The sequence below is a fragment of the Massilia sp. CFBP9012 genome, assembly GCF_034045115.1.
Taxonomy (GTDB): domain Bacteria; phylum Pseudomonadota; class Gammaproteobacteria; order Burkholderiales; family Burkholderiaceae_D; genus Telluria.
Genome location: NZ_JAXCWM010000011.1, coordinates 192,662 through 210,290 on the forward strand (window position 1 = coordinate 192,662; position 17,629 = coordinate 210,290).

The 17,629-nt window shown below is 66.6% G+C and carries 17 protein-coding genes and 2 tRNA genes; 10 read left to right on the top strand and 9 right to left on the bottom strand.

Features of this window, described 5'->3' with window-relative positions; all coding sequences use genetic code 11:
• The 4 genes from folP to SOM61_RS19160 all read left to right on the top strand — a co-directional run bounded on the left by folP (position 1) and on the right by SOM61_RS19160 (position 2,589).
• On the top strand, positions 1 to 861 hold the full coding sequence (gene folP, locus SOM61_RS19145; protein ID WP_320475545.1) for a dihydropteroate synthase: 861 nt from the start codon (positions 1 to 3) through the stop codon (positions 859 to 861).
• 31 nt (positions 862 to 892) lie between these two features.
• On the top strand, positions 893 to 2,233 hold the full coding sequence (gene glmM, locus SOM61_RS19150) for a phosphoglucosamine mutase (protein WP_320475546.1): 1,341 nt from the start codon (positions 893 to 895) through the stop codon (positions 2,231 to 2,233).
• A gap of 75 nt (positions 2,234 to 2,308) precedes the next feature.
• A tRNA-Pro gene (locus SOM61_RS19155) sits at positions 2,309 to 2,385 on the top strand.
• A gap of 127 nt (positions 2,386 to 2,512) precedes the next feature.
• A tRNA-Arg gene (locus SOM61_RS19160) sits at positions 2,513 to 2,589 on the top strand.
• A 39-nt stretch (positions 2,590 to 2,628) separates the two neighbouring features.
• Here SOM61_RS19160 and SOM61_RS19165 read toward each other — a convergent pair.
• Positions 2,629 to 3,675: a DUF4214 domain-containing protein gene (locus SOM61_RS19165; protein WP_320475547.1), complete on the bottom strand. Its 1,047-nt coding sequence runs from the start codon at positions 3,673 to 3,675 to the stop codon at positions 2,629 to 2,631.
• Between the two features lie 145 nt (positions 3,676 to 3,820).
• Positions 3,821 to 4,231 carry a tellurite resistance TerB family protein gene (locus SOM61_RS19170; RefSeq protein WP_320475548.1) on the bottom strand — a complete coding sequence of 137 codons (411 nt, stop codon included), beginning with the start codon at positions 4,229 to 4,231 and terminating at the stop codon, positions 3,821 to 3,823.
• Between the two features lie 108 nt (positions 4,232 to 4,339).
• Here SOM61_RS19170 and SOM61_RS19175 point away from each other — a divergent pair, with 108 nt between their 5' ends.
• Positions 4,340 to 5,242 carry a LysR family transcriptional regulator gene (locus SOM61_RS19175; protein ID WP_320475549.1) on the top strand — a complete coding sequence of 301 codons (903 nt, stop codon included), beginning with the start codon at positions 4,340 to 4,342 and terminating at the stop codon, positions 5,240 to 5,242.
• Here the strand turns inward: SOM61_RS19175 and SOM61_RS19180 are convergent.
• Positions 5,239 to 5,526, bottom strand: a complete 288-nt coding sequence (locus tag SOM61_RS19180) for a hypothetical protein (protein WP_320475550.1) — start codon at positions 5,524 to 5,526, stop codon at positions 5,239 to 5,241. The genes SOM61_RS19175 and SOM61_RS19180 overlap by 4 nt on opposite strands.
• Positions 5,523 to 6,257 (bottom strand): XRE family transcriptional regulator, encoded by a 735-nt coding sequence (locus tag SOM61_RS19185; RefSeq protein WP_320475551.1) that lies wholly within the window; start codon positions 6,255 to 6,257, stop codon positions 5,523 to 5,525. The genes SOM61_RS19180 and SOM61_RS19185 overlap by 4 nt, the downstream gene beginning before the upstream one ends.
• 153 nt (positions 6,258 to 6,410) lie before the next feature.
• Here SOM61_RS19185 and SOM61_RS19190 point away from each other — a divergent pair, with 153 nt between their 5' ends.
• The 5 genes from SOM61_RS19190 to SOM61_RS19210 all read left to right on the top strand — a co-directional run bounded on the left by SOM61_RS19190 (position 6,411) and on the right by SOM61_RS19210 (position 12,473).
• Positions 6,411 to 6,608: a phage holin family protein gene (locus SOM61_RS19190; protein ID WP_320475552.1), complete on the top strand. Its 198-nt coding sequence runs from the start codon at positions 6,411 to 6,413 to the stop codon at positions 6,606 to 6,608.
• A 63-nt stretch (positions 6,609 to 6,671) separates the two neighbouring features.
• Positions 6,672 to 7,025 carry a DUF5710 domain-containing protein gene (locus SOM61_RS19195; protein WP_320475553.1) on the top strand — a complete coding sequence of 118 codons (354 nt, stop codon included), beginning with the start codon at positions 6,672 to 6,674 and terminating at the stop codon, positions 7,023 to 7,025.
• A 129-nt stretch (positions 7,026 to 7,154) separates the two neighbouring features.
• Entirely contained in the window at positions 7,155 to 8,816 is a 1,662-nt protein-coding gene (gene tolA / locus SOM61_RS19200) for a cell envelope integrity protein TolA (RefSeq protein WP_320475554.1), read from the top strand.
• A 236-nt stretch (positions 8,817 to 9,052) separates the two neighbouring features.
• Complete coding sequence (locus SOM61_RS19205; RefSeq protein WP_320475555.1) at positions 9,053 to 10,162, top strand: polysaccharide biosynthesis/export family protein; 1,110 nt, start codon at positions 9,053 to 9,055, stop codon at positions 10,160 to 10,162.
• Positions 10,163 to 10,199: 37 nt separating this feature from the next.
• Positions 10,200 to 12,473, top strand: a complete 2,274-nt coding sequence (locus SOM61_RS19210; RefSeq protein WP_320475556.1) for a polysaccharide biosynthesis tyrosine autokinase — start codon at positions 10,200 to 10,202, stop codon at positions 12,471 to 12,473.
• Between the two features lie 229 nt (positions 12,474 to 12,702).
• Here the strand turns inward: SOM61_RS19210 and SOM61_RS19215 are convergent, their stop codons facing one another.
• From SOM61_RS19215 to SOM61_RS19235, 5 genes are read right to left on the bottom strand one after another with little or no spacing between them, the layout of a single operon-like run.
• Positions 12,703 to 13,902 carry an acyltransferase family protein gene (locus SOM61_RS19215; RefSeq protein ID WP_320475557.1) on the bottom strand — a complete coding sequence of 400 codons (1,200 nt, stop codon included), beginning with the start codon at positions 13,900 to 13,902 and terminating at the stop codon, positions 12,703 to 12,705.
• 22 nt (positions 13,903 to 13,924) lie between these two features.
• Positions 13,925 to 14,539, bottom strand: coding sequence for a hypothetical protein (locus tag SOM61_RS19220; protein WP_320475558.1), 615 nt, complete (start codon positions 14,537 to 14,539; stop codon positions 13,925 to 13,927).
• 8 nt (positions 14,540 to 14,547) lie between these two features.
• Entirely contained in the window at positions 14,548 to 15,138 is a 591-nt protein-coding gene (locus SOM61_RS19225) for a sugar transferase (protein ID WP_320475559.1), read from the bottom strand.
• Positions 15,135 to 16,352, bottom strand: a complete 1,218-nt coding sequence (locus SOM61_RS19230) for a DegT/DnrJ/EryC1/StrS family aminotransferase (protein WP_320475560.1) — start codon at positions 16,350 to 16,352, stop codon at positions 15,135 to 15,137. Before SOM61_RS19230 ends, SOM61_RS19225 begins: the two co-directional genes overlap by 4 nt.
• On the bottom strand, positions 16,345 to 17,622 hold the full coding sequence (locus tag SOM61_RS19235; RefSeq protein WP_320475561.1) for a glycosyltransferase family 4 protein: 1,278 nt from the start codon (positions 17,620 to 17,622) through the stop codon (positions 16,345 to 16,347). Before SOM61_RS19235 ends, SOM61_RS19230 begins: the two co-directional genes overlap by 8 nt.
• Positions 17,623 to 17,629: the final 7 nt, after the last annotated feature.

The window sequence follows — 17,629 nt, forward strand, 5'->3', positions numbered from 1 at the left end:
ATGACCAAGAAACTGCAATGCGGCCACTTCAGCTTCGCGCTGGAGGGGGCCGAATCTGTCTATCCAGTGGTGATGGGCATCCTGAACATTACGCCGGACTCGTTTTCCGACGGCGGTCGCTACCAGGGCCTCGAATTCGCGCTGACCCATGCCGAGGCCATGATCAAGAATGGCGCCACGATGATCGACATCGGCGGCGAATCGACCCGTCCCGGCTCGCCGAGCGTGCCGCTGGACGAAGAGCTGCGGCGCGTGATGCCGACCCTGTATGCGCTGCGCACGCTCGACGTGGCGCTGTCGGTCGATACCTGCAAACCGGAGGTCATGCGCGAAGCGCTGATCGCCGGCGCCGACATGATCAACGACATCAACGGCTTCCGTGCGCCGGGCGCGATCGCCGCGGTGCAGGACAGCGATTGCGGCCTGTGCGTCATGCACATGCAGGCCACGCCCGACACCATGCAGCAGGCGCCGCGTTACGACGACGTGGTGGGGGAGGTGATCGCCTTCCTGCGCGAGCGCGTGGATGCGATGACCGCGGCCGGCATCGAGCGCGAGCGTATCTGCGTCGATCCCGGCTTCGGCTTCGGCAAGACAGTCGAGCACAACTATGCATTGCTGCGCGGCTTGCCGCGCATGCGCGAGGAACTTGGCCTGCCGGTATTGGCCGGCATGTCGCGCAAATCCATGATCGGCGCCGTGACCGGGCGTCCGGTCGAACAGCGGGTGGCCGGCAGCATCGGCGCGGCATTGGCTGCGGTAGCGCATGGCGCTAGAATCGTGCGTGTGCATGATGTGGCGGAGACTGTCGATGCCCTGAAAGTGTGGCATGCGGCGACGCATCCACTCTCGGTCCTGTAAAAATCGTTTCAATAAGAGAAAAGAGAACTAGATGGCACGGAAATATTTCGGCACCGATGGCATTCGTGGCACGGTGGGCGTTGCGCCAATTACTCCTGAATTCGTGATGCGTCTCGGCTATGCCGCCGGCACCGTCCTGGCCAAGGGCCGCAAGTCGAGCAGCGGTCGCCCGGTCGTCCTGATCGGCAAGGACACCCGCATCTCGGGCTATATGCTCGAAGCGGCGCTGGAAGCCGGCCTGTCCGCCGCGGGCGTCGATTCGATGCTGGCCGGCCCGATGCCGACCCCCGCCATCGCCTACCTGACCCGCGCACTGCGCCTGCAGGCCGGCGTCGTGATCTCGGCCTCGCACAATCCCTTCCAGGACAACGGCATCAAGTTTTTCTCGGAACACGGCACCAAGCTGCCGGACGCCGTCGAGCTCGAGATCGAAGAAGCGATCGACCAGCCGATGGGCTGCGTCGCCTCCGATAAACTCGGCCGCGCGACCCGCCTGCGCGACGCCCAGGGCCGCTACATCGAATTCTGCAAGAGCACCTTCCCGAACGAGCTCGACCTGCGCGGCCTGAAGATCGTCGTCGACAGCGCCCACGGCGCCGCCTATAACATCGCACCGCACGTGTTCCACGAACTGGGCGCCGAAGTAATCTCGATCGGCGCCCAGCCGGACGGCTTCAATATCAACGCCGGCTTTGGCGCCACCGCGCCGAAGGCGCTGTCCGAAGCCGTGGTGGCCAACAAGGCCGACCTCGGCATCGCGCTGGACGGCGACGCCGATCGCCTGATCATGGTGGACGCCAACGGCCGCGTCTATAACGGCGACGAGCTGCTGTACGTGATGGTGCGCGACCGCATGAGCACCGGCCCGGTGGCGGGCGCCGTCGGCACCCTGATGACGAATATGGCGCTCGAAGTCGCTTTCAAGCAGATGGGCATCGGCTTCGCGCGCGCCAAGGTCGGCGACCGCTACGTGCTGGAAGTCATGAAAGAACGCGGCTGGCTGTTCGGCGGCGAAGGCTCGGGCCACTTGCTGGCGCTGGACAAGCACAGCACCGGCGACGGCATCGTGTCGGCGTTGCAAGTACTGTCGGCCCTGGTGCGCGGCAATAAATCGCTGGCGGAATGCTGCAGCGAGCTGCAATTGTTCCCGCAGACCCTGATCAACAAGAAGGTTACGCCGGGCTTCGACTGGACCAGCGACCAGGCCCTGGTGGCCGAGAAGGAAGCGGTCGAGCGCGAGCTGGGCGACAACGGCCGCGTGCTGATCCGTGCGTCCGGCACCGAACCGTTGATCCGCGTGATGGTGGAAGCGAAAGAGGCGGCCATGGCTGAAAGCATGGCGCGCCGTATCGCGGACAAGCTGGCTGCCTGATTAAATCGCCAGTCCGGCCAGATGCAGGCAGGGGCTGGCGTTTCGCGTCGCCATCGCTTATAATGTTTCTCACGGCGGAGTGTAGCGCAGCCCGGTAGCGCACCTGGTTTGGGACCAGGGGGTCCAAGGTTCGAATCCTTGTACTCCGACCAAAAGATTCATCAAGGCAGGCCGTCATAGACGGCCTGTTTTGTTTTCAGCATCGCTACGCCAGCAAGGCTTGCATTGTCATATTGCAAGTATCAATGCTGGGGGTTTATAGTAGCGCCTCTTCCAAGACCGCCCTTAGCTCAGTCGGATAGAGCAACGGCCTTCTAAGCCGTGGGTCGGGGGTTCGATTCCCTCAGGGCGGGCCACACTGCGTCACTCGATGCGCTGTTCGACCTACTTGCTGATCAGGTCACGATGAACTCGTAACCTGCCTCCAGCGAACCGATCACCTTCGCCTGGTTTTCCGGGCTTTCGCTGAACCCGACGAGCATATCGGCCACCGTCGCCTTCTTGCTGTCCAGCGCATCCAGCCAGTAGTCAAATCCCTTCGCATCCGGTGCACGGTCGAGCACGTTCGCATAGAGCAGGGTGATGATGTCCGCATTGCTGGCCGCAGGGCCGACCAGCTTGCCAAATTCGGACGAGTGGACGAAGGCGTCCGCCACCGCGTGCAGGCTCGCCCCGTCCCCCATCTTGCCCATCCAGTATCCAAGGCCAACCTTGTCCGGCGTGCGGTCGAAGGCCGCCTGGTACAGGCGATAGGCCTCGGCCGGGAAGCCCGTGGTCTCGTAGGAAATGACATCGCCGCCCTCGAAGGACAGCCGCTCGACGTTGCCCAAGGTGTCGACGCCGTCCAGGCCCAGCAGGTCGCTGACCGTGATCGTGCCGTTTTTCACGCTGACCGTGTATTCGTCGCGATAGCCTTCCAGCACGAAGGTGTCGATGCCGGCGCCGCCGTCGACGAAGTCGTCCGAGCGCGTGCCATACAGCATGTCGTGGCCGCCGCTGCCGACGATGGTGTTGGCCGGCAGGTAGACCGGCACCCGGTCTTCGTAGACGTTCAGGCTGGCATAGGTGTCGTAGTAGCCCTGGCTCCACGATGCGTCGATGTAGTACCAGCCGGAATACGGGGCGACGAAGGACGCGTAGTCATACCCATAGGCGCCACTGCCATCGTCGCTGGCAATTTCCCGGCCATCGTCGTCGTAGATGCGCAAGTCAATGGGATCGAAGTAACTGCCGCTCTGGACCGTATAGGCCATGCCCCTGGTGGCGTGGAAGACGAAGATGTCGTCCTGGCTGGCATACGGGTCATGGGTGCCGAAGTTGGCGGTGCGGCCGTAATACTGGCCGAGATCCGGGTCGTGCACCGGCCGCAGGTCGAGCTGCCGGGACCAGTCCATCTCGGACGGCGTCAGCTTGTACCGGTACTCCTGGGAATAATTCGACATGATGGACCTCGCGCAATGTGAGGTCTTCATTGTATGGCTGGGCTAGTCCAGCAATATATTGAAATGGTGTCGCTTTGTAACGGCGGCGCCTCGAATTGCAAGCATGTCTTTCAATGTATGCATGCGAGGGCGCCACCCCGTCTCGTCAAAGCGCGCTGTCGGCCTCGACGCCCGAGCCAGCCCAGGCGTGCATCGCGCGGCGCAGCAGCCTGCGCTCGCGGTGGTCGATCACGTTGTCGGCGCGCACGATCTCGAGCATGCCCTTGAGGACAGTGGCGCGGAGCAGCTCGTCCTGCACCTCGCCCAGCAGGCGATCGATCGTCTCGGGCGCGATCTCGACCATGCCGGCTTCGCGGTCGGCGCTGGTCGCCAGCAAGTCCTGGGTCAGCTCGCCCGCCGTGTCGTCGAAGGTGTCTTCGCTCACCCGCAGCGCCCCGAGTACGCCGCTGCGGTGCAGGCTCTTGAGTTCCTGCGGCGCGATGCGGCCGTCGACGATCATGGCCAGCGCCAGCAGGCGGCACATCGCTTTCGGGCTGTTGGTGGGATAACTTCTCATTGCATTCCTCGCTTCTTCAAGAACTGGGAGTCATCAATATACGGCGCGATTATTCGAAAGTAAAATCGAGTAATCTTTCGAAATCATTCCATTTCTTGGTGGTATTGCATGATCAATTACAAGCACCTCCAATACTTTCATGCGGTCGCGACGGTGGGCAGCGTGGCGCGCGCCGCGGAACAGCTGCACGTGTCGCCGCAGGCGATCAGCACCCAGTTGCAGGTGCTGGAAGACCAGCTTGGCGAGGAATTGCTGCGCAAGAAGGGGCGTGGGCTGGCCTTGACCGAAGCCGGCAAGACGGTGCTGCGCTATGCGGACCAGATCTTCAGCCTCGGCAACGAGCTGGAGCAGGCAGTGCGGCGCGGCGTGTTCACGGAGACCGAAACCCTGCGGGTCGGCCTGTGCGACGTGATCGCCAAGACGATGGCCTTCCGCCTGCTGCAGCCGGCGCGTGACGCCGGCCTGGCCATGCACCTGGTGTGCAGGGAAGGGCGCTTCGCTGACCTGATGGAAGACCTGAGCGCGCACCGGCTCGACCTGCTGATCTCGGACCAGGGCCTGCCGCCCGGCGGCGCGGTGCGCGGCCACAGTCACCTGCTGGGGTCGAGCACGGTGACCGTGGTCGCTCATCGCGATGTCTGCCGGCGCTGGGACGGGCCATTCCCGCAACGCCTGAAGGGCGCGCCGTTCCTGATGCCGGGCGAGGACGCGGCCCTGCACAGCCAGCTCAAGGCCTGGCTCGAAGCGCATGGACTGCGTCCGATCGTGGTGGGCGAATTCGACGATGGCGCCTTGCTCGGTTCCTTCGCCGGCGCAGGCGCCGGTTTCATGGTGGCGCCGACCGTGCTGGCGGATTCGCTGTGCGCGCAGTATGGACTGGAGCACGTGGGCGTGATCGATTCGATCGTCGAGCAGATCTATGCCGTAACGGTCGAGCGGCGCGTGCACCACCCGGCGTTGCAGCGCATCCTGGAGCGCGCGCCCAACGCCTTTGGGCAGGTGACGCCCTAGAACGGCAAGGTGCTGTCGTCGGGCGGCGGGCCGTCGAGATCGATCTCTCGTTCGACCATGTCGGCAAGGTCGAGTTCCGGCAGCAGCGCGTGCGCATCGAATTGCGCGTAGGCCAGCGTCGGATGCGCGCGCGGCGCCGCCAGCATGACCGGCAGGCGCGGAAACCAGGGGCCGAGCCGCGCCAGCAGGGCGTCGCCGGCACCGGTCCGCAGGCAATCGGGAGGGGTGAAGACGAGCGCCAGCCGGATGCCGCGCACGGTGACGATGCCGCCGGTCAGTGTCAAATGCGGTCGCTTTCCTTGCGCACCACGCGCCCGATGACGATGCATTCGCCGCCCTGGCACAGCTTGCGGTGGTATTTGCGCCCATCGACGTTGTCCGAGGTCAGCCACCACTGGCCGGCGTCGCGCGCCAGGCGCTTGACCACGGCCTCGCCCTCGTAGTTGAAGGCGTACACGGCGCCGTCGACCAACTTGGTGTCGAGCGTGTTGATGACCACGATGTCGCCCGCGTACAACGAGGGCTCCATGCTCTCGCCTTTGACGTAGATGGCGATCAGGTGCGACGGACTGTATTGGTTGCGCTCGAGCCAGGTGCGGCGCATGCCGAGCGTACCGCCGTCACGCTTTTCCGGCTCGGTCTGGTAGCCGGTGATGCCGGCCGACAGCCGCAGCTTGACCATCGGGATCTGCACGAAACCATCGTCGTCGCCTTCGGCCGCCACCACCCGCAGGGCGTTCGTCACGCCGCCAGGGGGCGCTTCGTTCGCCGACACGCCCGACATCGACGCCAGGATGTCGGGCGGCAGGCTGCGGCCGGTGACGCGCGAAATGGCGAGCAGCTGCTTCAGGTTCGGGCTGTGCTTTTCGTTTTCCCAGTGCGAGATATTGGCTTTGGTATTGCCGCGCTCGGTGCCGAGCTCGAGCGCCAGCCGCGCGCCGAGCGCCGTCCCGGACAGCCCGGCGGCGGTGCGCGCTTCCCTGACCCAGCCTGCAATCGTCGTCTGAATATCCATGCAGGCATGGTATAGGAAAACTATACAGAAGAGTATAGTTTTTATTTACTGATGTGGTATAGTTTTCCTATACTTTCATCAACCGCATTGAGCTGGGTCAGGAGACGGTACGGCTGTTCTTGCGCCGACTCAGGGCGAAGCAGGGGAGACACAATGATCATTGACATATACCTGCGCCTTGCCGGCGCCGACCTGGCGACGTCGCTGACGCTGTCCGACCTCGGCATCCTGGTCGGCATCCTCGCCGGCCTGCTGGGAGCGCTCGTCAACCTGGTATACACCTGGCGCAAGGACCGCCGCGAGCAGCGCGAGAGCGACGCGGCGTGGGCCAGGCGCAAGAACGAGGAATGAACCGGGGCCGGCCCCTGTAGAATAGCGGGCTGCATTGATATCGATACCGGAGCATCTACGTCCATGGTTTTCCTCACCGTCCCTTACGCCGAGAAGGACGCCGCCAAGGCGCTCGGCGCCCGCTGGAACCCGACCCGAAAACGCTGGTATGTGCCGGATGGCGTCGCCACTGAACCGTTCGCCAAGTGGATCGACGGTGCGCCCGACGCAGCGGCGCCGTCTGCGAAGCCGGGCCGGGTCGACAGCTACCAGGGCAAGACCGTGGTCGGCCTGCACTATATCGAACTGACGCACGACTGCAACCCGATGCAGGCCTGCCCGACCTGTACCGAGCAACTGGCCGGCACGGCCTGGGCCGACGCCCAGGCCAGGTTAAGGGTTGTGGTCGGCGCCATGCCGGGCACCTCGAGCAAGTGAAAGCCGCCGCCAGGGCGATGCGTCGGGCACGAACTTTGCGCCCTCGGACGGATTTGAATCGTGCGCGTCTCGCCTTACTGCTGAGTAAACGCTAAGATGCCAGCTTGACAATACTGCGCAAGCGATCACATGAGCAAAGCGACTGCTGGCAGGCGCGGATACGACCAGGCACGCAGCAATCGCCGCCTGGGCGTGGGCATTGCCATCTCGGTCTTGTTGCACGGGTTGTTGCTGTCGCTGCAGTTCGGTGTGCCCGGCCTCGATCTCGGTGGCGGCGGACCGATCAACGTCACACTGGCGCCTTCTCCGGAGGCGCCGCCGGCGACCGCCCCGATTCCCCCCTTGCCGGACACGCCGGCGCCGCCCACGACGCCTGCACCGCAGCCGGCCCCCGCGCCGGCGCGCGGCCTGCGCCTCGTCGATCCGCCGCCGCCGCCGATCGTCCAGGCCGAGGGGCGGCCACCGGCCCAGGCCCGGCGCCCGAAGCGTCCCAAGCCGCCCGCGCCGAAGCGCAGGCTGCGCGAGGTGCCGCCTCCGGTCATCGTCGCCGCGCCGGATCCGGAATCGGAATTCACGGTCCCCGTGCCCTTACCGGACGTCGTACCTGAATCGTTGCAGGAGGCGCCGGCGCTGGCCGACGCGGTCGTGGACGAAGCGCCGGCGGAACCGGCCGAGGTTGTGGACACCGGACCGGACCTCGTCGCCCAGGAGGCCGAAAAAGAACGCCAGCGCGTATTGGCGGTGGAACAGGAGCTGGAACGACTGGCGCAGGCGGAGCGTGACGCCGCCGAGCGACTGGCGCAGGAGCGCGACGAACAGGCGCGGATGGAACAGCAGCGGCGCGAGCAGGAACGCCTGGCGGCGGAGGACGAGGCGCAGATCGCGCAACTACGCGACGCCGAGCGCCTGCAAGCGCAGGAACTGGCCGCGCGCGAGCAGGCCGCCGAGCAGGCGCTGCGCCAGGCGCAGATGCAGGAACGGAAGCGGGAGCAAGAACGCGCCGAACGGCAACGCCTCGAAGCGCAGCGCCTCGCGCAGGAGGCGGCCGAGCGCCAGCGCATCGAGGAACTCGCGCGACAACAACTGGCGCAACAACAGGCGGACGAGCAGGCGAGACGACAGGCGCAACAGCAGGTGGAACAGCAGGCGCGCGCCGAGGCTGAACGCCTGGCGCGCCAGCAGGCGGAAGAAGCCGCGCGCCAGGCCGCCGCGCAGCGGATGCCGGCACAGGCGCCTGGCCCCGGCGCGGGTGCGGCGGCGATGGAGTCCATGCCCGTTGGCCCGGGCCAGGGCGCCGGCAGCGGTGGCGCAAGCCAGCCCGGCGTCGGATCGCTGGCCGGCTTGCCCGGCAACCGCGCCCGTGAGCTGCTGCGCGGCGTGACCATCCCCAGCGTGAATGCGCCCGCCACGCCGGCCGAGCGGGCCATGGGCGGGCGTCGGGTGCTGGCCGACGGCGGCGAGCGCGATGCGCCGCTGCGCCTCTATGTCGACAGCGTGCGCCAGAAGCTGGAGCGCAACGCGGTGCTGGGAGGTTCGCGCCTGTCGCTGCAGGACGTGCGCATCGATCCGCTGGTCAGCGTGTCGCTGCGCAGCGATGGCAGCATCGACGACGTCACCATCATCCGCTCGAGCGGGCGGGCCGACATGGACGACGCGGTGCGCCGCTTCGTGCGCCTGAATGCCCGCTATTCCGCGTTTCCGCCGAATGTCGCTGCACAATTTGACATCATCGAGATCCGCCGCATCTGGCGCTTCGCCGATGGACTCAAGCTGATCGAAGAAATGCGTTGAGCTACCCTGTGCGAAGCCCGCCACGCCGTTGCCCCTCGCACCCGACCTAACCGACGCCGCCGGTCCCCATTTGATGCGCTGCAAAGCCAAGCCTGATGGACGCCGTACTCTGAACTGAATCGTTCACCTACTGCGAGTATTTTTGATAGGCAACAATCATGGCTTGGCTTCGTTCAGTTGCAATCAGCGTTTTGCCGTGGGCTTCAAGGTGCGCACCACGGTCGGGTCGCGAGCCAGTGTCCGCGTTCACCGTCGGCCTGATGTTTGCCCTGTGTCTCGCCCTGACGGCCTGCGCGACCGGCATCGGCTTCCGTGAGGCGGGGCGCTCGGGCGGTCCCGGCGCCGCGTCGGCGCCCACCACCGAGCTGATTACCGATACCCTGATCGAGACAGAGCGCGCGGCGCAGGCCAGCGTGGCCCGGCAAGACCTCACACCCCTGTTCGTGTCTCCGCCGCCGCCGTACACCATCGGGCGCGGCGACATCCTGTCGATCGTGGTCTGGGACCATCCGGAGCTGGCCGCCGGTGGCATGACCATGGCCACCTCGGCCGCCGACAGCGGCGTCGTCCAGCCGAACGCCGCGCCGCCCGGCTTCGCGGTCGACCACCAGGGCCGCATCCAGTTTCCCCTGATCGGCCTGCTCAGCCTTGACGGCAAGACCGAGGAAGAAGCGCGTGCCCTGCTCACCGGCAAGCTCGCGCGCTATATCGCCAATCCGAACGTCACCTTGCGCGTGCAGGCCTACCGCAGCCGCCGCGTGTATGTCGATGGCGAGGTGCGCACGCCTGGTCTGCAGGCGATCGACGACATCCCGATGACGCTGGTCGAGGCCCTGAACCGCGCCGGCGGCATGCAGCCGGGCGCCGACCAGAGCCGCATCGTGATCGAGCGTGGCGACGAGCGCTACCAGGTCAATCTGCGCGAGCTGGTGCAGAAGGGCGTCAATCCCGGCACCATCCTGCTGGCGCATGGCGACGTCGTGCGCGTGCATTCGCGCGACGAGAGCAAGGTGTTCGTCTCGGGCGAGGTGATCTCGCCGAAGGCGCTCACCATGCACAACGGCCGGCTCACGCTCAACGAGGCGCTGGGCGAGACGGGCGGCATCAGTCCCCTGAGCGGTGACGCGCGCCAGGTGTACGTGGTGCGCAAGGCGCCGGACCGCACCCGTGTGTTCCGGCTCGACGCGCGCGACTCGGGCGCGCTGGCGATGGCCGAGACCTTCGAGCTGCGGCCCAAGGACGTGGTGTACGTCGCGGCCTCGCCGCTGGCGAACTGGAACCGCCACCTGAGCCTGCTGTTCCCGGGCGCGTTGACCAATGCCGTTGGCGTCACGAATCGTCCCTGAGCAGCACACTGCCTGAGCTGTCCCTAGGAGTCTCGCCATGACCAGCCCGCACGAGGCGCATTCGCTCAAACAAGTCTCGCACAGCCCGCCGGTGCTGTCGGTACCGTTCGACCCACGTCCGCCCGAACCCTTGCCAGAAGAATCCACGGTCGACCTGAAGGGCTATCTCAATACCCTGTACGACAGCCGCTGGCTGATCGGCAGCATCACGGCCATTATCACGATCGTCGCCGTCCTGTATGCGCTGGTGGCCAATCCGGTCTACGAAGCGAACCTGATGATCCACGTCGAGGAAGAAAGTCCGAACGCCTCGAAGAACATCCTGAGCGAGGCCTCGTCGCTGTTCGAGACCAAGAAGGCGGCGATCGCCGAGATGGAGCTGCTGCGCTCGCGCATGGTGGTCTCGCGCGCGGTCGACAACCTGCAGCTGTACGTCGAGGTGCAGCCGAAGTACTTCCCGGTGCTGGGTTCGTGGTTCGCCAACCAGAACGGCGGCGCGCTGTCGAAGCCTGGGCTGTTCGGCTATGGCGGCTTCGTATGGGGTGGTGAGCGCGCGGCGGTATCGGTGTTCGAGGTCCCCGACAGCTGGCTCAACCGTGAATTCGTGATCACCGCGCGCGCCAACAACCGCTATCGCTTTTCCGGAGGCGGCCAGCGCATCGCCTTCGATGCCAGCGTCGGCCAGCGTTACCGGGTGCAGACGCCGGACGGGCTGGTCGAGATCAAGGTCGATCGCCTGGTCTCCAATCCCGGCGCACGCTTCAAGATCAAGCGCAAGTCGCGCCTGGGCACGATCCAGGGCATCCAGCGTTCCATGGTCATCACGGAGCAGGGCAAGCAGTCGGGTGTGATCGAGGTCAAGATGCAGGGCCAGGACGCCGACCGCATCAACAGCCTGCTGAGCGAGATCGGCCGTGAATACATGCGCCAGAACCTGGCGCGCAAGACCGAGGAAGCCGAAAAGTCGCTGGCTTTCCTGAACCAGCAACTGCCGATCCTGAAGCGCCAGCTGGAGCAGTCCGAAGACCGCTATAACCAGTTCCGCAATGCCCATGGCACGGTCGACCTGCGCGAAGAGGCGCGCATGAGCCTGGCGCAGGCGGCGGCCGCGCGGGCGCGCCGCATGGAGCTGATGCAGAAAAAGACCGAATTGCTGGCCCGATTCACCGAAGATCATCCGGTGGTCGCCGCCATCAATCGCCAGCGGCGCGAGGTCGATGCCGAGATCGAGGCGATCGCGGCACGCATCCGCACCTTGCCGGTGATGGAGCAGGACGAGGCGCGCCTGACGCGCGACATCAAGGTCAATACCGATCTCTATACGGCCCTGTCGAACACGGCCCAGCAGCTGCGCCTGATTTCGGTCGGCCGGGTCAGCAATGTGCGCCTGGTCGATGCGCCGATCGAGCCCGAGCGGCCGATCAAGCCGAACCGGCCGTTGATCGTGGCGCTGGCGGTGGTCACCGGGCTATTCCTTGGCACACTGCTCGCGTTCACCCGCAAGACCATGCGCGGCGGGATCGACGATCCGGCCAAGATCGAGCGGCTGTTGCGGGCGCGGGTGGTGTATGCCTCCATTCCGCACAGCGGCAACGAGGACAAGCTCATGCGCAAGGTCAAGCCGGATGGTGGATTGCCGCTGCTGGCCCAGATCCTGCCCGAGGACCCTGCCGTCGAGAGCTTGCGCAGCTTCCGCGCCGCCTTGCGCTTCTCCATGCCGCACTTCAAGAACAATGTGGTCATGATCGCCGGACCCACGCGTGGGCTCGGAAAATCCTTCGTGACCGCCAATTTCGCGGCGGTGATGGCGGCCAGCGGCATGCGGGTGCTGCTGATCGACGCCGACCTGCGCAACGGGCACCTGCACCGCTATTTCGGCGTCGATCGCTCGCGCGGCCTGTCGCGCGCCATCGCGGGCGCCATGCCGGTCGACGAGGTCATCCACCGGAGCGTGCTGGACAACCTGGATTTCATTCCGACCGGAGAGCTGCCGAACAACCGTTCGGAGTTTCTGCTGCAACTGAACCTTGGTAATCTGCTCGAGCTGGTCAGTGGGCGCTACGACCTGGTGCTGCTCGACCCGCCGCCATTGCTGGCGGTGGCAGATGCGCTCATCATCGGCGCCCATGCCGGCGCCGTGTTCATCGTGGCCCGCTCGGGCGTGACGACCGAGAACCACATCAACGAGTCGATCAAGCGCCTCAACCACGCCGGCATTTCGCCGCGCGGGGTGCTGTTCAACGATATGGCGCTGCGGCTTGGCGAACACCGCTCGCAGTACGGGACGGCGCAACTGGGGTACGCCGCCTGAGAGGAGGGCGGCGGGCGTCCTGGCCGCGATGGTCTGCCGGCGCCGCTTCTTGTGTTGTGTCTGCCTACGGCTGCGCCGCAGGACCTGGCGCGCTGCACCTGGCGCACTGCAGCATAGACACAGCATTCATTCCATCAAACGGTGTGCCGGCCATCGCGTAGTCTGATTTCCGACTGCGCTGGCCAGCGAGCGCACCGGCAAGCACACTCACCGACCGGCATCGACCCACTCAATCCGGCGACAGGACCGACACGGTGGGACGGTTGCTGCGTGGCGCGAGCAGCCAATCCTTCACAGCCCGGCGGATGCGGAAGGTATTGCGCTCGAATGCCAGGTAGAACACATAGGCGATGCCGATCAGGCCCAGAAGCAGGGCGCCGTACCAGAGGTAGTCGGGCGTCAAGAAGGGATCGAGCTGTTCGCGTCCGAATGTCTTGCCGCCGATGTGGATCGCCAGGAAGATCAGCGGCAGGTGGGTGACGTACAGGGTGAACGAGAACTCGGAGAAGAAGGTGGCGATGCGGTTGATGCGCAGGAAGCGCGGCGCGGAAGGATCGACCGGCTGGTGCAGCGAGGACAGCAACAGCAGCAGGGGAACGCTGCAAATCATGTCTTGCACGAAGGATTCCGGCACCAGTTCGTTATTGCTGCCGGTCAGGCGGTAATAGCTGAACAGGCCCATCGTCAGCAGGCCCAGCACCAGGCGCAGGCCGTTCCCGCAATGCAGCTCGATGCGCGAGAACGCCGCCCCGAGCAGCCACAGCATGAAGTACATCGAGATCATCTTCGGCAGCACGATCACCAGCACCACGAAGGCGGCCGCACAGGCGAGGCGCTTGAAGCGGCCATGGCCGAACAGCACCAGGGCCAGCAGCGGGAACTGCACGTAATACCAGGTCTCGTAGGTCAGGCTCCACAAGGCGTAGTTGCCACCAAAATTCGGGACGAGGAAAGTCTGCAGGCCGAGCAGGTTGCCGACGAAGCTCGCGGCCGAGTAGTTATTTGATGGCGATACATCGATCGCCCCGGGCTGGGCCACGCCGATGACTAGGCCGACCACGAGGATCAGCACCAGGGTCGGCAGCAGGACGGTCCATAGCCGGGTGACGCGGTCGATCGCATAGTTGGCCAGGGCGCGCGGCTGGTGCAGGCGGTTCAGCAGGCTGCCGCCTACGAGCCAGCCGCTGATCAGGAAGAACACCACCACCGCCTGGTGGGCGAAACCGGTTACGAAGGCGAATACCTGGTAAGCCAGCGTCGGGTCTTCCAGCGAGCGCAGGCCGGGATAGATTTCGGAGCGCAGGTGGCCGGCGGCGACCTCGAGCGCGGCGACGCCGCGCAGCAGCGAGAGCGCCAGCGATTGCAGCGGATGGTCGTGCAGGTTGGACTGGGCCCGACAGCGGATCGTGGGAAGCGAGAGGGACGGCATGGTGAAGCTCCTTTCTGCAGTGTTAGCAGGCATCCCAGGGATAGGGATGGCTGTTGCCCGACAGCGCGAGGGCCACCAGGATCATCCAGTAGCCGACGTGCGCGAATTCCATCAGCCAGGCGCCGACCGCGAGTACCGGCAGCGACCACCAGATCGCCGGCAGCAGCCGGGCCCGCTCCAGGTCGTCCGACCAGGCGGCGCCGAGCAGGCTGGCGGCGGCACCCAGCAGCCAGCCGCTGAAGGCTTCGGCGGCCGTGTGCTCGCCCGTCACGACCAGCAGCGCCGCGACGATCAGGCCCAGCAGCAGGCCGAGCGCCAGGCCCACCCGCGCCGCGATCTGGCCCTGGCCCTGGCGCAACAGCAGCATCCAGGCCGCGAACGGATAGAGCGCGCCGACCAGCGTCGCGTGGCCGCTGATCGCCTTGAACTCGAGCATGGAGAAATCGGTGCCCCAGCCCAGGTGCGCAATCTTGCTGCCGCCGACCAGCACCACTGCCGCGCCGAAACATGCGCCCCAGCGCAGCGCCGTGCGCCAGGCCCCGGCGGCCAGCAACCACGCTGCCAGCGCCGCTCCCAGCGGCAGCGCGACGTCGAGGTCGCCCAGGTGCAGCACGCGCAGCATCGTCCGGTCTTCCACGTGACTACTTAGCGAACGATCGCGGCCAGGGTGCGCAGGATGATCTTCACGTCGATCCAGAAGGTCCGTTCGCGCACGTAGCGCACGTAGTAGTGCAGCTTGGCCGGCAGCACGGTGTCGATATAGGCGCGTTCCGGGTCGCCCGCGCGCGCCAGCACCGCGTTCTCGTCCTTGTAGAGGATCGAGGCCCAATCGGTGATGCCGGGCGCGACCGACAGCACGATGCGGCGCAGCGGCTCGGGATAGTGGGCCACGTAGCGCGGCACCTCGGGCCGCGGTCCCACCAGGCTCATGCTTCCATTGACAACGTTGAACAGCTGCGGCAGCTCGTCCAGCTTGTAGCGCCGCAGCATGGCGCCGGCGTGGGTGATGCGCGGGTCGGCGCCGACCGTGAGTTCCGGACCGCCGTCGCGCCTCTGATGCATGGTTCGGAATTTATAGATCGTAAACAAGGTCGCACCGCGCCCGACGCGCTGCTGGCGGTACAGCACGGGGCCCGGCGAATCCCATTTGATCCACAAGGCGATCGCGATCAGCAAGGGCGACAGCAGCAGCAATCCCGCCAGCGACGCCGCCACGTCGAACAGGCGCTTGCTCATGACAGCAGGTCGTGCAGCGCCGCGATCACCCGCTCCTGGTCGGCGTCGCCCATGCGGGTGTATAGCGGCAAGGTCAACATCGCCCCGAAGGCGGCCTCGGCGACCGGGAAGTCGGCGGCGCGCAGGCTGCAGCTGTCGCGCCAGTAGGGCTGGCGGTGCAGCGGGATGAAGTGCACGCTGGTGCCGATGCCGCGTTCGGCCAGCCGCGCGATCAGCGCGTCGCGTCCACCGTGCGCCGTGCCTGCGTTGTGCGCGCCGTCCACGCCATCAGGCGCCGCATGCTCCAGGCGCACCACGTACAGGTGCCAGGCGTGGGTCGAGCCGGAACCCGGCGCCGGGCGCGCCGGCAGGGTCAGGGGCAGGCTGGCCAAGGCCGCATCGTAGCGTGCGGCCAGTTCACTGCGGCGCCCCTGGAAGCGGTCGATCTTGCGCAGCTGCTCGATGCCGATCGCGGACGCGATATCGGTCAGGTTGTACTTGAAGCCGGCGGCAACCACCTCGTAGTACCAGGAGGGCGTGCGCGCGGTGTAGCGGTCGAAGGCGTCGCGGCTGATGCCATGCAGGCGCATGCAGCGGATCCGCTCGGCCAGCCGGGGGTCGCGGGTGACGACCATGCCGCCCTCGCCGGTGGTCATGGTCTTGTTGGCATAGAAGCTGAATACCGTCACGTCGCTGTCGAGCGTGCCCACCAACCGGCCATGGTGGCGCGTGGGGAAGGCATGGGCGGCGTCCTCGATCACGCGCAGGCCGTGGCGGCGCGCGAGACCGCCGATGGCGTCCATGTCGGCCGCCATCCCGGCGAAGTGCACGGGGATGATCGCGCGCGTGCGCGGCGTGATCGCGGCGGCCACCGCGGCCGGGTCCAGGTTGAGGGTGTGCGGGTCGGCATCGACGAACACCGGGCGGGCGCCGAGGTAGCGCACGACTTCGGCGCTGGCGGTGAAGGTCAGGGTCGGCACGATGACTTCGTCGTCCGGCCCGATGCCGGCCGCTTCCAGCGCGAGGTGCAGGCCGGCGGTGGCGGAGTTGACGGCGATCGCCTCGACTTCGCCGCCGAGGTAGTCGCGAAAGGCGGTTTCGAAGCGCCGCGTGACGGGGCCGGTGGTGACCCAGCCGGAGCGCAGGCAGGCTTCGACCGCGCGGATCTCTTCTTCGCCGATGTCCGGCAGGGCGAAGGGTAAAAAGGTGTCTGCGGGCAGCATCTGGTCAGGCATGGTGGGTCTCCTGTGCGAGTACGGCAAGGAAGCGTCGGGCCAGGACTGGATAGCTCAGGTGGTCGAGCACGTGGCGGCGGCCGCGCACGCCCAGCGCCCGGCGCGTGCGTGGATCGAGCGCCATCAGGCGCGCCAGCCCCTCGGCCAGGGCGGACGGATCGTCGGGCGCCACGCTGACGCCGCAGCCGGTTTCCGCCACCGGATCGTTGCCGGCCTCGACCGCATGCAGGACCGGACAAGCCGCCATCATGTAATCGAGCAGCTTGTTGGGCGCGATGCCGAAGCGGTACAGCGGCTGGCGCCGCCACCCGAGGAAGGCGATGTCGAAGCGCGCCAGCAGGGCCGGGATGGCGCGTTTCGGGACCGGGTCGACGAAGTGGACATGGTCGAGCCCGAGCGAACGCGCCTGGCGCCGTAGCCGGTCCTTTTCGGGGCCGGCGCCGACCAGTACGAAGGCGAACGGCCGCTGGCGCAGCAGGTGGGCGGAGTCGAGCAGGGTGTCGAGCGCATTGGCCAGGCCGTGGCTGCCGGCATAGCCGACGATCGCCCGTCCCTCGGCATGCAGGCGGCCAAGAAGCGCAGCGACGGCTGGTGGCAACGCCTCCCGGCATGGGGCATCCGCAGGCGACGGCATGCCGGCGGCCGGCCATTCGTCCGGATCCACGCCGTTCGGGATCAGGTGCAGCTTGTGCGGCGCCATGCCGCGCGCCTCCAGGTGTTCGCGTACCCGGGGCAGGATCGAGACGATGGCGTCGGCGTGGCGGCAGGCGTGGTTCTCGGCCGCCTGCAGCAGCATGATGAAAGGATGGTGGCGCGAATGGCCGCCCAGTTCCATCGGCGACAGCGGCCACAGGTCATGCACCTCGTGCAGCAGGCGCGCTCCCGCCAGGCGGGCGATCCGGTGGGCCGGCCAGATGTCGAGCGGATAGGTGCTGGAGGCGATCACGGCTTGCGGCGCGAAGGTCTGCGCCAGGCGCGGAGCTTCACGCCACAGGCGCGCCACGAAGGCCAGCATATTGCGCACGCGGCCGGCGCCATTGCCGGCATAGGCGGGGGTGCGCAGCCAGGTGTAGTGGATGCCGTCGATGTCTTCGGCAAGGCGGTCGCGGCCGGCCATGGTGGGCCCCTGGCGGCGCAGGTGCGACTGCGAGGCGGCGACGATGTGCACCCGGTGCCCGGCGCGTACCCATTCGCGCGCCAGGTAATAGGGGCGGTACTCCATGCCGTGGTGAACCGAGCCGGCGTAGTGGTTGATGAGAAGGATGTTCATATCAGAT